Source organism: Hydrogenophaga sp. IBVHS1 (genome assembly GCF_002127265.1).
GTDB lineage: Bacteria > Pseudomonadota > Gammaproteobacteria > Burkholderiales > Burkholderiaceae_C > Hydrogenophaga.
In genome coordinates this window covers 2,229,238-2,243,500 of sequence record NZ_NFUU01000001.1, presented here as the reverse complement: position 1 = coordinate 2,243,500, position 14,263 = coordinate 2,229,238, and the positions used below count along the sequence as shown (strand labels likewise).

At 66.4% G+C, this 14,263-nt stretch carries 15 protein-coding genes; 7 read left to right on the top strand and 8 right to left on the bottom strand.

From position 1 onward, the window contains the following. Positions 1-4: 4 nt before the first annotated feature. The 7 genes from puhE (at position 5) to CAP37_RS10680 (ending at position 5,413) form a co-directional block, all read left to right on the top strand. Positions 5-757 (top strand): putative photosynthetic complex assembly protein PuhE, encoded by a 753-nt coding sequence (gene puhE / locus CAP37_RS10710; protein WP_086124145.1) that lies wholly within the window; start codon positions 5-7, stop codon positions 755-757. Further along, positions 754-2,328, top strand: a complete 1,575-nt coding sequence (locus CAP37_RS10705) for a phytoene desaturase (protein WP_218776848.1) — start codon at positions 754-756, stop codon at positions 2,326-2,328. Before puhE ends, CAP37_RS10705 begins: the two co-directional genes overlap by 4 nt. After that, complete coding sequence (locus CAP37_RS10700; protein ID WP_086124144.1) at positions 2,312-3,412, top strand: phytoene/squalene synthase family protein; 1,101 nt, start codon at positions 2,312-2,314, stop codon at positions 3,410-3,412. The genes CAP37_RS10705 and CAP37_RS10700 overlap by 17 nt, the downstream gene beginning before the upstream one ends. A 43-nt stretch (positions 3,413-3,455) precedes the next feature. Continuing rightward, entirely contained in the window at positions 3,456-3,887 is a 432-nt protein-coding gene (locus tag CAP37_RS10695) for a Cd(II)/Pb(II)-responsive transcriptional regulator (RefSeq protein ID WP_086124143.1), read from the top strand. Positions 3,888-4,010: 123 nt separating this feature from the next. After that, positions 4,011-4,223 (top strand): hypothetical protein, encoded by a 213-nt coding sequence (locus tag CAP37_RS10690; protein WP_086124142.1) that lies wholly within the window; start codon positions 4,011-4,013, stop codon positions 4,221-4,223. Between the two features lie 144 nt (positions 4,224-4,367). After that, a complete protein-coding gene (locus CAP37_RS10685; protein ID WP_086124141.1) occupies positions 4,368-5,165 on the top strand; it encodes a Crp/Fnr family transcriptional regulator in 798 nt (265 codons plus the stop codon). Positions 5,166-5,182: 17 nt separating this feature from the next. Further along, positions 5,183-5,413 carry a hypothetical protein gene (locus CAP37_RS10680; protein WP_086124140.1) on the top strand — a complete coding sequence of 77 codons (231 nt, stop codon included), beginning with the start codon at positions 5,183-5,185 and terminating at the stop codon, positions 5,411-5,413. A 4-nt stretch (positions 5,414-5,417) separates the two neighbouring features. Here CAP37_RS10680 and CAP37_RS10675 read toward each other — a convergent pair whose 3' ends face one another. The 8 genes from CAP37_RS10675 to CAP37_RS10640 form a co-directional block, all read right to left on the bottom strand. Then, complete coding sequence (locus CAP37_RS10675) at positions 5,418-7,331, bottom strand: potassium transporter Kup (protein ID WP_086124139.1); 1,914 nt, start codon at positions 7,329-7,331, stop codon at positions 5,418-5,420. 79 nt (positions 7,332-7,410) lie between these two features. Further along, positions 7,411-8,115, bottom strand: coding sequence for a response regulator (locus CAP37_RS10670; protein WP_086124138.1), 705 nt, complete (start codon positions 8,113-8,115; stop codon positions 7,411-7,413). Then, entirely contained in the window at positions 8,112-9,635 is a 1,524-nt protein-coding gene (locus CAP37_RS10665; RefSeq protein ID WP_086124137.1) for an ATP-binding protein, read from the bottom strand. Before CAP37_RS10665 ends, CAP37_RS10670 begins: the two co-directional genes overlap by 4 nt. Before the next feature lie 66 nt (positions 9,636-9,701). After that, complete coding sequence (locus CAP37_RS10660) at positions 9,702-10,790, bottom strand: sulfate/molybdate ABC transporter ATP-binding protein (RefSeq protein WP_086124136.1); 1,089 nt, start codon at positions 10,788-10,790, stop codon at positions 9,702-9,704. After that, the gene (gene cysW / locus CAP37_RS10655; RefSeq protein ID WP_086124135.1) at positions 10,787-11,683 is read right to left on the bottom strand and encodes a sulfate ABC transporter permease subunit CysW; all 897 of its coding nucleotides are present in this window, start codon (positions 11,681-11,683) and stop codon (positions 10,787-10,789) included. The genes CAP37_RS10660 and cysW overlap by 4 nt, the downstream gene beginning before the upstream one ends. Then, the gene (gene cysT / locus CAP37_RS10650) at positions 11,680-12,582 is read right to left on the bottom strand and encodes a sulfate ABC transporter permease subunit CysT (protein WP_256926932.1); all 903 of its coding nucleotides are present in this window, start codon (positions 12,580-12,582) and stop codon (positions 11,680-11,682) included. Before cysT ends, cysW begins: the two co-directional genes overlap by 4 nt. 3 nt (positions 12,583-12,585) lie before the next feature. Next, the gene (locus tag CAP37_RS10645) at positions 12,586-13,584 is read right to left on the bottom strand and encodes a sulfate ABC transporter substrate-binding protein (RefSeq protein ID WP_086124134.1); all 999 of its coding nucleotides are present in this window, start codon (positions 13,582-13,584) and stop codon (positions 12,586-12,588) included. Positions 13,585-13,691: 107 nt separating this feature from the next. Then, on the bottom strand, positions 13,692-14,255 hold the full coding sequence (locus tag CAP37_RS10640; protein ID WP_086124133.1) for an alpha/beta hydrolase: 564 nt from the start codon (positions 14,253-14,255) through the stop codon (positions 13,692-13,694). Positions 14,256-14,263: the final 8 nt, after the last annotated feature.

Sequence of the window (14,263 nt, the reverse complement as noted above, 5' to 3'; positions counted from 1 at the left end):
CCCGATGAACGAACTGCTCGCACCTGCCCTGTTTGCCCTGCTGTGCTGGTGGTTCGGCACGGGTGCCATCCTGTGGCTGGTGCGGCGCCCGCCGACGAGTTTTCGCTGGAGCATGGGTGCGCTCAGCGTGCTGTTGCTCGTCAGCCTGTGGACCACCTCGATCAGCATGCACGACCACACGGTGGGCAGCGCGTACCTGGCCTTCGCCAGCGTGATCGCGATGTGGAGCTGGCATGAGATGGCCTTTCTCACCGGGTGGCTCACCGGCCCGCGCCGTGTGCCGTTGCAGCCGGGTGCGCGCGGCTGGACACGTTTCAGGCAGTCGGTGCAGGCCATCCTCTGGCACGAGCTGGCCCTGCTGGCCAACTTCGGTGTGTTGCTCTGGATGCAGCAGGGACAGGCAGGCCATGTGGCCATCTGCACGTTTGCGCTGCTGTGGTGCATGCGCTTCTCGGCCAAGATGAACCTGTTCTTTGGTGTGCCCGAAACGGGCGAACAGTACCTGCCGCGGCACCTCGCCTACCTGGCCTCCTACTTCAGGCGCGGCCCGGTCAGCGTCTTCTTTTTCCTGGCGGTGGGCCTGTCCTGCGCTGTGTGGGCGTGGATGGTGTGGCAGGTGTCCAGCGGCGTGGCCACCATCACCACCGGCTGGGTGCTGCTGGCGGCCCTGCTGGGGCTGGCCATCGTGGAGCACGTGATCATGGCGTTCCCCACGCCCATGCAGAAGCTCTGGGGCTGGGCGATGGAGAAGGCATGAACGCATTCCGGACGCCCGACGACCTGTGGCCGAGCGCCCCGCAAAAGGTGATGCGATCCGACAGGCCCCATGCGGTGGTCATCGGCAGCGGCTTCGGTGGGCTGGCTTCGGCCGTTCGACTCGCCGCCAAAGGCTGGCGCGTGACCGTGCTCGAGAAGCTCGATGCGCCCGGCGGCCGCGCCTACGTGCACCACCAGAACGGCCACGTGTTCGACGCCGGCCCGACCATCATCACCGTGCCCTTCCTGTTCGAGGAGCTCTGGTCGCTGGCGGGTCGAAAGTTCAGTGACGACATCGAGCTGCGCGCGCTCGATCCGTTCTACCGCATCCGTTTCGCCGACGGCGACCACTTCGACTACAGCGGCGACCCCGCGAAGATGCGTGCCGAGGTGCGCCGCATCAGCCCGGGCGACGCGGCCGGCTACGAGCGTTTCATGGCCGAGGCCGACCACTGCTACCGCCTGGGCTTCGAGGCGCTGGGCGCCAAGGCCTTCGACACCGTGGGCGACCTCATCAAGGCCAGCCCCGCCATTCTGAAAATGCGCGGCTGGCGCAGCCTGCACGCCATGGTGGCCAGCCACCTGAAGCACCCCAAGCTGCGCATGGCCATGAGCCTGCAGAGCCTGCTGATTGGCGGCAATCCGTTTTCGGTGACCTGCATCTACAGCCTCATCAATGCGCTGGAGCGCAAGTACGGCGTGCACTGGGCGGTGGGTGGCACCGGGCGCCTGGTGCAGGGGCTGGTTTCGCTGCTGCAAGGGCAGGGCGGTGAGCTGCGTTGCAACGCCCAGGTGCAACGCATCGAGGTAGACCGGGGTCGAGCCACCGGTGTGACGCTTGCCAGTGGCGAGCGCATCGCCGCCGACATCGTGGTCTCCAACGCCGACACCGCATGGACCTACCGCCACCTCATCGAGCCGCAGCACCGCCGGCACTGGAGCGACCGGCGAGTGGAGAATGGCCGCTATTCCATGAGCCTTTTCGTGTGGTACTTCGGCACGAACCGGCAGTACGCCGACGTGCCGCACCATATGATGCTGCTGGGTCCACGCTACAAGGAATTGCTGAAGGACATCTTTCGCCGTCACAAGCTGGCCGACGATTTCAGCCTGTACCTGCACCGCCCCACCGCGAGCGACGCATCGATGGCGCCAGCGGGCCACGACACCTTCTATGCGCTGGCGCCTGTGCCCCACCTCGACAGCGGCACCGACTGGGCCCAGCAGGCCGAAGCCTTCCGCTGCGCCATGGCCGAGGTGCTGGACCGCACCGTGTTGCCCGGGTTCCAGAACCACCTGAGCGCATCGCTGGTGACCACCCCGCAGGACTTTCACGACCGGTTGCTCTCGTTCAAGGGCGCGGCCTTCGGCCTGGAGCCGCTGCTGCTGCAGAGCGCGTGGTTCCGTCCGCACAACCGCAGCGAAGACATTGAAGGCTTGTACATGGTGGGCGCGAGCACGCACCCCGGCGCCGGCGTGCCCGGCGTGCTCATGTCCGCCAAGGCGCTCGATTCGGTGGTGCCCGATGCCGCCACTTTTGCCAGCTCGCCATCCCATGCCCGCACTCGCTGAAGCAGCACCCCTGCGGCCGGTAGACGACCTGGACGCCTGCGTGGCGCTCATGCGCACCGGTTCGCGCACCTTCTTTGCCGCCAGCCGCCTGCTGCCGCACCGCGTCCGGGCTTCATCCATCGCGCTCTACGCCTTCTGCCGCGTAGCCGACGACCTGGTGGATGACGGTGGCATGGCGCTCGACCAGGCGCTGGCCACGCTCTCGAACCGGCTCGATCACATCTACCGTGGCCAGCCGCTTGACCATGTGGAAGACCGGGCGCTGGCCGTGGTGGTGCAGCGCCACCAGTTGCCACGCGCCTTGCTCGACGCCCTGCTCGATGGCTTCGCCTGGGACGCGCAGGGCCGCCGCTACGACACGCTGGAAGACCTGCACGACTACGGCGCGCGTGTCGCCGGCAGCGTGGGCGCCATGATGTGCTGGATCATGGGCGTGAGAAGCCCGCAGGCGCTCGCGCGAGCGTGTGAGCTCGGCGTGGCCATGCAGCTCACCAACATCGCTCGCGACGTGGGCGAAGACGCACGCAACGGCCGGCTCTACCTGCCGGGCCAGTGGCTCGCACAGGCGGGCATCGATGCGGCTGTGTGGATGCAGCGGCCCACCTGCACGCCTGAACTTCAGGCCGTGGTGGCGCGCCTGCTCGACGAAGCCGATCGCCTGTACCACCAGGCGGCAGCCGGCATTGCGCTGCTGCCACGAGACTGCCGCTCGGCCATCCGTGCCGCGCGCCTCATCTACGCCGAGATCGGCCAGCAATTGCGCCGCGATGGCCTGGACCCGCTGCGTCAGCGCGCGGTGGTGCCCACCTCGCGCAAGCTGGTGCTGCTGGCCAGCGCGTCGGTGCTGTCGGGCTGGAAGCGCGCAGCCGCCAACGACACGCCGCCGCTGGCCGCCATTGCCTACCTCGTGGACCATTGCGACACCCGCCCGCTGCCACTGGATGCCCCCGCACACGAAGCGGCCGCCACCAAAGCCCTGGGCGAGCGCGTGGTGTGGATGCTGGAGCTCTTCGAGCGCCTGGAGGCCCATCGCATCGACCAGCGTGGCGAGCGGCAGCGCAAGCCTGAAGTCACTACAGTGTGACCTTGCGGCCTCGCGCTTCGCGGCGGCCGCACAGGAGAGCACCATGCAGATCAAGGAACTGGCCCGCGCCACGGGCGTGGACGTGGAAACCATCCGCTTCTACGAGAAGGAAGGCCTGCTGCCCGAGCCCGCGCGGCTGGACAACGGCTACCGCAACTATGCGCAGCCGCAGTTGGAGCGACTGTCCTTCATTCGGCATTGCCGTGCGCTGGACATGCCACTGGCCGATGTAAAGCGCCTGCTGGGTTTCGTGGACGACCCGCAGGGCCATTGCCTTAATGTGGATGCGCTGGTGGACGACCAGCTCAGCCGAGTGCGGGCGCGTCTGAAAAGCATGCGTGCGCTGGAGAAACAGCTGCTGCAGCTTCGCTCGCGTTGCAACGGCGAACATGGCGATGCCGGCCCCTGTGGAATTCTTGATGAACTGGTGTCTGCGGCTCACGGTGAAGCCTGTGCCTGCCACCCTGAGCAGTGAGCTTTGTATCCGCGTGTTGCGGGTGTTACGTGGTGGTTGCCCCCGCAGCCGGGTGCGGGGCCGTAGCATGAATCTCCAGCAGCCGCTGGCGTTGAACCCCCCTGACCATCTGGAGGAATCCTCATGCCGCACACCGCACACATCGTTGGAAAAGTGGAGTTCCGCGAGGGCGAGGGCCCCAACATGGTGATACGCCCAGGGCCGGTCAGCGTGGAGACGGGCCTGATCGACGCCACGCTGAGCTGGGAAGAAGAGGAGACCCATAACTCGGCCGCCATGCCCCTGGTGGATTTCACGCGTTACATCGACGAAGGCAAGATCACGCTCAACGCCTGAAGGCCAGCGGATCTGACCGGTAACTTTTGCCGCAACTTCGGTTGTGGCCATCCGGCCGACTTTTCACAGCACCCCGGTGGAGCGGGAGCGCTGCTTGCCCTGTACGTGGTTCCAAACGAAAGACCACGCTGAAAGGGCTCTGCCATGACCTCCACGATCACCTCCTTGCCGGGCAAGAACCAATTGCTTGCCGCCATGGCGAGCGCCGAATGGCAGCAACTGGAACCCGACCTGATGTGGGAAGAGTTGCGCGCGGGCGCGGTTTTGCACCAGGTGGGCACCGAAGTGCGGCATGTGTACTTTCCGGCTACCGCCACCGTATCGCTGGTGTCCTCACTCGAAGACGGCGCGTCTTCAGAGGTGGCGGTGGTCGGCAATGAAGGCATGGTGGGCGTGTGCGCCTTCATGGGTGACACCACCGCCCTGTGCGAAGCCATCGTGCAGCGCCCGGGCATGGCCTACCGCATGAGCACGCAGGCCGTCCTGCACCACACGCGCCGCTCACCAGCCTTCATGCAGAAGCTGCTGTCGTACACGCAGGCGCTGTTCACGCACATGGCGCAGTCATCGGCCTGCAACCGCCACCACGCGCTCGACCAGCAGCTTTGCCGCTGGCTGCTGCAACACCTGGACCGACAGGACAGCGCAGACATGCAGATCACGCAGGAACGCATTGCCAGCTTGCTGGGTGTGCGCCGTGAAGGCGTGACCAATGGCGCGCTCAAGCTCCAGAAAGCCGGCGTGATCGACTACCACCGCGGCCACATTTCCATTCTCGACCGCGAGGCGCTGGAGAGCCGCACCTGCGAGTGCTACAGCGTGGTGCGCCGGGCCTACGACAAGCTGGCTTGCGACCACGGTATCTCCCGCCACCACCCCTACCGCGATATCGGCCACGGGCAACCCGCCCTGGCCGGTGCGCGCCGTCTCCTCACTGCTTGAACTTACCCGGTAACCCCATGACACAAGCTTCACCCAAGGCCCAGAGCGCACAGATTGTTGGCAAGGTTGAATACCGCGAAGGCGACGGTGCGAACCTCGTCATCCGGCCCGGAGCTGTGAAGGTCCAGACCGGGCTGAACGACGTGACCCTGAGCTGGGAAGACGAAGGCACACGGGGCTCTACCGCGATTCCCCTGAACGATTTCAAGCGCTTCGTCGCCGAGGGCAAGATCAAGCTCGCTGCGTAGACGCCTAGATGTTGACCCGCGTTCCGAGTTCGACCACCGCGTTGCCGGGCAGGCGGAAATAGTCGACCACACCCCCCGCGTTGCGGCTCATGGCCGCAAACAGGTGTTCGCGCCATGCCGACATGCCGCTGCCCGGCGTCGGCACCACGGTTTCTCGACTCAGGAAATAGCTGGTCTCGAACACCGGCACGCGCAAGCCGTGTGATTCGGTCAGCGTGAGTGCCTTGGGCACATCAGGTGTGTTCATGAAACCGAAATACAACGTGACGCGCCAGAAGCCGTGGCCCAAGGGCTGCACCTCCACCCGTTCGTCCATCGGCACCCAGGGCACCTCGCGAAACACCACGGTAAGGATCACGTTGCGCTCGTGCAGCACTTCGTTGTGCTTGAGGTTGTGCAGCAGCGCCTGTGGCACGGTGGTGGGGTCGGCCACGGGGTACACCGCGGTGCGCGAGGCGCGCCGCATGGTGGCGGGATCGAGGCTGTCGATGAAGGGCTGCAGCTCCAGGCCATCGCTGCGGATGCTGTCCAGCACGATGCCACGTCCGCGCGACCAGGTGCTCATCACACCAAAGAGCAGCAGGCCAAGCGCCAGCGGAAACCAGCCGCCGTCAAAAAACTTGATGGCGCAGCCCGCCACCAGCAGGGCGTCGATGGCAAGGAAAAACACCGTGGCGCCAACCGCCAGAGGCCGGGGCAGGCGCCAGCCTTCGCTGACGACGAAATAGGTGAGCACTGTGGTGATCATCATCGTGAGCGTGACGGCAATACCGTAGGCGCCCGCCAGCGCCGAAGAGCTGCCGAAGCCCACCACCGCAGCCACCACACCGGCCATGAGCGCCCAGTTGACGGCGGGTATGTAGATCTGACCGGCTTCACGCGCGGAGGTGTAGCGGATCGTCATGCGCGGCAGAAAGCCGAGCTGGATGGCCTGTTTGGTCATGGAGTACGCGCCGGAGATCACGGCCTGCGAGGCGATGATGGCCGCCATCGTGGCCAGCACCAGCGCGGGCAGCACCCAGGCTTCGGGGAACAGGCGGTAGAACGGGTTTTCGATGGCGGTGGGGTCGCCCATCAGCAACGCCCCCTGGCCCATGTAGTTGATCGCCAGGCCGGGCAGCACCAGGCCGGTCCACGCGAGCTGGATCGGTTTACGGCCGAAGTGGCCCATGTCGGCGTAGAGCGCTTCTGCACCGGTGAGCGCGAGCACGATGGCGCCCACCGCGGCGAACACTTTCCAGCCGCGCTCCATGAGGAAATTCCAGGCGTGCACCGGATTGAGTGCACTCAGGATGGCCGGCTGGTCGATGATGTGCACGATGCCGATGGCACCGAGCGTGACGAACCAGAGCACGATGATCGGGCCAAACATTTTCCCCACGAGGCCGGTGCCGAAGCGCTGAACGGCAAACAGGCCGAGCACGATCGCCACGGTGATGGGGATCACGTAGGGCGCGAGCCCGGGCGCGACGAGTTGCAGCCCTTCCATGGCACCCAGCACCGAGATGGCCGGCGTGATCACGCTGTCGCCATAGAACAGCGTGGCGCCGAACACGCCGAGCAGCAGCAGCACGCGGCGCAGGGCCGGGCGTGAGCGCACCGCCTGGGCGGCCAGGGCGGTGAGCGCAAGACCTCCCCCTTCACCGCGGTTGTCGGCCCGCAGGATCAGGGTGACGTACTTGAGCGTGACCACCAGCATGAGCGCCCAGAAAATCACCGAGACCGCGCCGATCAGGTTGGTGGCATTCAGCGCCACGCCGGTGGTGGGCGCAAAGATTTCCTTGACGGTGTAGAGCGGGCTGGTGCCGATGTCGCCATACACCACACCAATGGCGCCCAGCGTGAGGGCGGCGGTGCCCTGACGGCGCAGGGCGTTTGAAGGCAGCTCGGCATTGAGCGTGGAAACGGTCGCAGGCATGAAAAGACAGACGAAGTGGAGAGGAGCCGCAGCGTAGCGATGGGAGCATCAGGAACGCATAAGGATCCGGGCCGGCTCGTCAGTCTTCGCCCTCCACGAGGCGGTAGCCCACACCGGGTTCGGTCAACAGACGTTGCGGGTCGGCCGCATCGGCCTCCAGCTTGGCGCGCAACTGCCCCATGTACAGGCGCAGGTAGTGCGTGTGCTCGGTGAACTCCGCCCCCCACACGTCGGCCAGCAGCTGCCGGTGCGTCACCACCTGGCCGGCGCTGCGCACCAGCCGCGCCAGCAGCTTGAATTCGGTGGGCGTGAGGTGCACGTCTTCACCACCGCGCTGCACACGGTGCGCGCGCAGGTCAACCAGCAGGTCGCCTTGCCGGAACTGCGTCACCGCTGCCTGCATGGCGGTGCCCCGGTGCCGCAAGGCCACGCGCATGCGCGCGAGCAATTCACCCAGTGGGAAGGGTTTCACCAGGTAGTCGTCTGCACCCGCGTCGAGCAGGCGGATCTTCGGGTCTTCGGTCTCGCGCGCAGAGATCACGATCACGGGCACGCCGCGTCCCTGGCGCAGCGCAGCCAGCAGCGTTTCGCCGTCGCCGTCCGGCAGGCCCAGGTCGAGCAGCACGATGTGGATGCCGCCTTGTGGGCCCGCGTTGGCGAGCAGGGCGCGCGCGTCGGCCAGGCTGGCCGCAGCCAGCACTTCATAGCCTTCGACCCGGAGCGATTCGCTCAGGGTGGCGCGAAGTTCGCGGTCGTCCTCCACCAGCAGCACGCGCAAGCTCATGGCGGGGCCTCCACAGCAGTGGCTTGCGTGTCCAGCGCCGGCAAGGTGCACTCGAAGCTGCTGCCACCGCCGTCGCGTTCGCGCAGCACCAGTTCGCCGCCATGCGCGCGCGCAATCAGGCGGCACAGCGCCAGGCCCACACCGGCGCCGCGCCGGGGTGGTGCATCGGTGGCGGAATCCCCGCGCTGGAAGGCGTCGAACACGCGCTCGCGCCATGCGGGCGCGATGCCGGGGCCATGGTCGCGCACCGCCATGCGCACGTGGGCTGCTTCCCGGGTCACCACGATCTCCACCGGGGTCGCATCACCCCCGTGCTTGAGCGCGTTGTCCACCAGGTTGTCGAGCAATTGAACCAGCAGCACGGCGTCGCAGCGCAGCAGCGGCAGACCCGCCTGCACGCTGGCCTTGATCTGTCGGGCCGGGTGGCGCTGGCGTGTGCGGCGCAGCACCGTGCCCACGATCTCCTCGGCCGACTCCCAGTCGAGGTGCAGGGCCAGCGCGGGCTGATCCAGCCGTGCCAGCTGCAAGGTGTTGTCGGTGATGCGACCGAGCTGACCAGCCTCGTCGATGATGGTGGCGGCCAGGCGCTGGCGCTGTTCCGGTGCGAGCCGTTCGGCCTGGTCGTGCAGCGACGAAGCGGCACCCAGAATGGTAGCCAGCGGTGTGCGGTAGTCGTGCGAGATGGCGGCCAGCAAGGTGTTGCGCAGGCGTTGCGTGCCGGCTTCCTCGCGCGCGGCGGTGGCCGCCTGTGTGGCGGCAGCGCGCTCCAGCGCCAGCCCCATCTGATCGCACAGCGCCTGGGCGTGGGCGCGCAAGGTGGCGTCTGCCGAGGGCAGGGCGTCGAGCGGCAGCAGGGCTGCGCCCAGGCCGGCGCGCCGCCCTCGCAACGGCAGGTACCAGGCGGCCTGTTCCTCATGGCGGCCGGTGCCCGGGCCCATGGCCTGGCCTTGCCGCTGGCAGGTCAACAGGCCCTCCATTTCGTCGTTGGTGCACTCGCCGATGCGTTGGACTTCCGCCCCCTGCAGCAGCAGCGTGACAGGCCGATGCACCAGCGCCGCCAGCGCCGCCTGCAGTTCCGGGGCGCGCTCGCGCGGGTCGTCGGCATCGCGCAGCACCTCGCCAAAATCCTGCAGTTGCCGTGCGCGCCTGGCGAGCAGCCGCTCGGCTTCGGCCAGGCGGCGCTGGCGCGCCATGAGCAGGGCCACCATCCAGCTCACCGAGAGCATGGTGAGCAGGAGCAGCGCATGCTGGTGGAGATCGACCGTGAAGGTGCGCAGCGGCGGCACAAAGAGGAAATTGAAGCCCAGCACCGCCACCGCGCAAGCCGCCATCGACAACACCGGTGGAAGCCACAGCGCGGCAAGCGCCGCGGCCAGCACCAGCAGCAGCGCGAGATTGGCGAGGTCCAGCACGGGCTGCAGCGACAGCATGGCCAGGGCGGCCAGTACCCACACCAGGGCGCCTGGCCAGCGGGGCGAAGGCGGTCCGTTGTCGGGCTGTGATTCAGGCGGGGGCGTCATGGCCCGCAACGTAGCACACCCGGCATCAGGAACGCATCAGGAACGCACCGGCAGCGCACGGCCGGCTCAGGCGGGCTGCGCTTGCAGGAACACCCGAGCCTTCTTGGGCGAGACCACCAGCGTGTCACCTTCTTTGAAGCCCAGTTCCTTGAATCGATCAGACGACATGCGGGCCTCGATCAATGGATCGTGTCCGCCTGGGGCCTGTGCATCCACCGGCAGCAATTCAAGGCGCGCAATCGGGCCCACCACCACCGCGCGGTCCAGCCTGGCCACGATGCCGGGCAGGCCCGCCGCGTAGCGCTGCACCTCCAGGTCGTGCGGGCGCACGTAGGCAAAAGCCTTCGCGTCGCGCGCACCGGCGTGTTCGGGCGAGTCGATCGACACGCCGTCCAGGTGGAGCAGACCTTCGTTCGCGCGGCCATGGAACAGGTTCACGTCGCCCAGGAAGCCGTACACGAACGGGCTGGCGGGGTGTTCCCACACTTCCTGCGGCGCACCGATCTGCTCCACCTGGCCCTGGTTCATCAGCACCACGCGGTCGGCCACTTCCAGTGCTTCTTCCTGGTCGTGCGTGACGAACACGCTGGTCACGTGCAGCTCGTCGTGCAGTCGGCGCAGCCAGCGGCGCAGTTCCTTGCGCACCTTGGCGTCGAGCGCGCCGAAAGGTTCGTCGAGCAGCAGCACCTTGGGTTCCACGGCGAGAGCACGCGCGAGAGCAATGCGCTGGCGCTGGCCACCGGAGAGCTGCGAGGGGTAACGGTCGGCCAGCCAGTCGAGCTGCACCAGCTTGAGCAGATCGAGCACCCTGGTCTTGATCTGCGCATCGCTGGGGCGCTCGCCGCGCGGTTTCACGCGCAGGCCGAAGGCCACGTTCTCGAACACCGTCATGTGGCGGAACAGCGCGTAGTGCTGAAACACGAAGCCCACGTTGCGCTCGCGCACATGCACGTCGGTGGTGTCCTCGCCAGCGAAGAGGATGCTGCCGGTGTCCGGCGTCTCCAGCCCCGCAATGATTCGCAGCAACGTGGTCTTGCCGCAACCCGAGGGACCCAGCAAGGCCAGCAGTTCGCCGGAGTGGATGTCGAGGTTGACGTTCTTCAGCGCCTGGAAGGTGCCGAAGTGTTTGTTGATGTCGCGGATTTCAATGCTCATGACGGTTGTCCCAAGGGGGTGAGTGGGGTGGGCCGTTCCGGCGGGAGTTCTGCCAACGCTTTCATTTCGCGTTCCATCTTCCATTCGGCCACCGACTTGATCACCAACGTGACCAGGGCCAGCAGCGCCAGCAGTGAGGCCACGGCAAACGCAGCCACCGACTGGTATTCGTTGTAAAGAATTTCCACGTGCAGCGGCATGGTGTTGGTCTGGCCGCGGATGTGACCCGAGACCACCGAGACCGCGCCGAACTCGCCCATGGCGCGTGCGTTGCACAGGATCACGCCGTAGATCAAGCCCCATTTGATGTTGGGCAGCGTGACGTACCAGAAGGTCTGCCAGCCCGTGGCGCCCAGCACGATGGCGGCCTGCTCTTCGTCGTTGCCTTGTGCCTGCATCAGCGGAATGAGCTCGCGTGCGATGAAGGGGAAGGTGACGAAGATCGTGGCGAGGATGATGCCGGGCACGGCGAACACGATTTTGATGTCGTGCTCGGCGAGCCAAGGCCCCAGCCAGCCCTGCGCGCCGAACACCAGCACGTAGATCAGGCCCGCCACCACGGGCGAGACCGAAAACGGCAGGTCGATCAGCGTGGTCAGGAACGACTTGCCCCGGAACTCGTACTTGGCCACCGCCCAGGCTGCGGCCACGCCGAACACCAGGTTCAACGGAACGGCGACCAGCGCGGTGAAGAACGTGAGGCGGATAGCGGACCAGGCGTCCGGGTCCCTGAGCGCTTCCAGGTAGGCGTCCAGCCCTTTGCGAAGTGCTTCGGTGAACACCGCGGCCAGCGGCAGCACCAGGAACAGGAACATGAAGACCAGCGCCACGCCGATCAGCGTGCGGCGCACCCAGGCCGCCTCGGTGCGTGCTGAATTCAGGGGCGTGCTCATTGCATGCCTCCGCCAGAGCGCTGGCGTTGCCAGGCCTGCAGCCCGTTGATGAGCAGCAGCAGCACGAACGAGAACAGCAGCATGACCAGTGCCACGGCGGTGGCGCCGGCGTAGTCGTACTGTTCGAGCTTGCTGATGATGATGAGCGGAGTGATCTCGGACACCATGGGCATGTTGCCGGCGATGAAGATCACCGAACCGTATTCACCCACGGCACGCGCGAACGCCATGGCAAAACCGGTGAGCAGGGCGGGTGCAATGCTGGGGAAGATCACACGCCAGAAAGTCTGCCAGCGCGTGGCGCCCAGACACGTGGCGGCTTCCTCGAGCTCTTTCTCCGAATCTTCCAGCACTGGCTGCACCGTGCGCACCACGAAGGGCAGGCCGATGAAGATGAGCGCGATCACCACGCCATTGGGGTTGAAGGCGAGCGTGATGCCCAGCGGCTCGGTGAACTGCCCGATCCAGCCGTTGCCTGCCAGCAGCGCGGTGAGCGAAATGCCGGCCACGGCGGTGGGCAGTGCAAACGGCAGATCAACCAGCGCATCGACGATCTTCTTGCCCGGAAAGCTGTAGCGCACCAGCACCCAGGCCACCAGCAGGCCAAAGACTGCGTTGACCGTGGCGGCGATGAGCGAAGCGCCGAAGGTCAGCTTGTAGGAAGCCAGCACACGCGGTGCAGTGACTGCTTCCCAGAACTGCGGCCAGGTGAGTGTGAAGGTCTTGAAGAACAGCGCCGAGAGCGGGATCAGCACGATCAGGCTCAGGTAGAACACCGTGAAGCCGAGCGTGATGTTGAAGCCCGGCAGCACGCGGCGGGTGGGTCGCCTGCTGGCCACCACGAAAGGCAGCGGGCCAGGCGCGGCACCCGCCAGCACGGCGGAAGGAACGGGAGCCATGGCTTACTTGCCGACGGTGTAGATCTTGTCGAACTGGCCGCCGTCGTTGAAGTGCACCTTTTGCGCTTCGGCCAGCGAACCGAAGTAGTCGCCCACGGTGAAGAACTTGATGGGCTTGAAAGCCGTGGCGTATTTTTTCAGCACGGCCTCGTTGCGCGGGCGGATGTTGTGCCTGGCGGCGATCTCCTGCCCTTCGGCGCTGTAGAGAAAGTCAAGGTAAGCCTTGGCCTCTGCAGCCGTTCCCTTCTTGTTCACCGTGCGCTCGACGATGGCCACCGGATTCTCGGCCACGATGGAGGCGCTGGGATGCACGGCGTCTACCTTGCCTTTGCCGAACTCGTTGTCGACCGACACCACTTCGGACTCGAAGGTCACGAGCACGTCGCCGATGTTGCGCTGCAGGAAGACGCCCGTGGCGTCGCGCCCGCCGCGCGCCAGCACCGGCACATTGGCGTAGAGCTTCTTCACGAACTCGGCGGCTTCGGCGTCGGTTCCGCCCTTGCTGCGCACGTAACCCCACGCCGCCAGATAGGCCATGCGGCCATTGCCACCGGTCTTGGGATTCACCACGATCACCTGCACGCCGGGCTTGATGAGGTCGTCCCAGTCCTTGATGCCTTTGGGGTTGCCATTGCGCACGAGGAACAGCATGGTCGAGGTGGTGGGCGCGGCGTTGTTCGCAAACTTCTGGCGCCAGTCCTTGGCAACCACCCCCTTCTCGGCGAGGAAGTCCACGTCGGTGGTGGTGTTGAAGGTCACCACGTCGGCTTCGAGGCCATCGGCCACGGCACGCGCCTGGGCGCTGGAGCCGGCGTGCGACTGGTCGACCTTGATGTCTTTGCCGGTGGACTTCTTGTAGTTCGCGGCGAAGGCGACGTTGATGTCCTTGTAGAACTCACGCGCCACGTCGTACGACACGTTGAGCAGCGTGGTCTGTGCAGAGGCCAGCGCAGAGGTGGAAAGGGCGACCGCGGCCAGGGCCACGCGCAAGGTGTTTTTCATGAGGAAGCTCCAGAGCGAAACAGGATGTGACGAATTCTGGGCACCCTTGCTGCAAATCCAAACGACTTTGTTTTTGTTTTCTTATGGGGATCAGGCATAAGCCGGGCTCAGGCAGGCTGAGGTGTTCGGGCGGTGGTCAGCTCGGCGCCCAGCGATTGCAGCAGCGCCAGGCCCAGCGGCCAGTGGCCGTGGCCCGAATCCACGTTGATGTGTCCCGCGTCGTTGAGCCGCACGAACTCGCTGCCCCAGGCGCGCGCGTAGGCGCCGGCGGTACGCACGGGGCAATAGGGGTCGTTGCCGCTGGCCACCAGCACGCTGCGGTACGGCAGCCGCTGGTAGGGCACGGGCGCGAAATCGGCCAGCACACCCCGGCGTTCCGGGTCGGCTGGCGCCACCAGCAGGGCACCCTGAATGCGGGCCGCCACCTTAGGGGGCAGGTGAGCGGTGGTGATGCAGCCCAGGCTGTGGGCCACCACCACCACGGGACCAGGTGCATGTGCAATCGTTTCGCTGAGTCGATCCACCCAGGCCCGCCGCACCGGCGCGAGCCAGTCGTCCTGCTCCACGCGCAGCACCGAGGGAAGGGTGTCTGACCACAGCGTCTGCCAGTGGCCCTGGCCGGAGTTGCGCCAGCCGGGGACGATGACGACGGTGGGGTGGGGAGTGCTCAAGGGAGCTC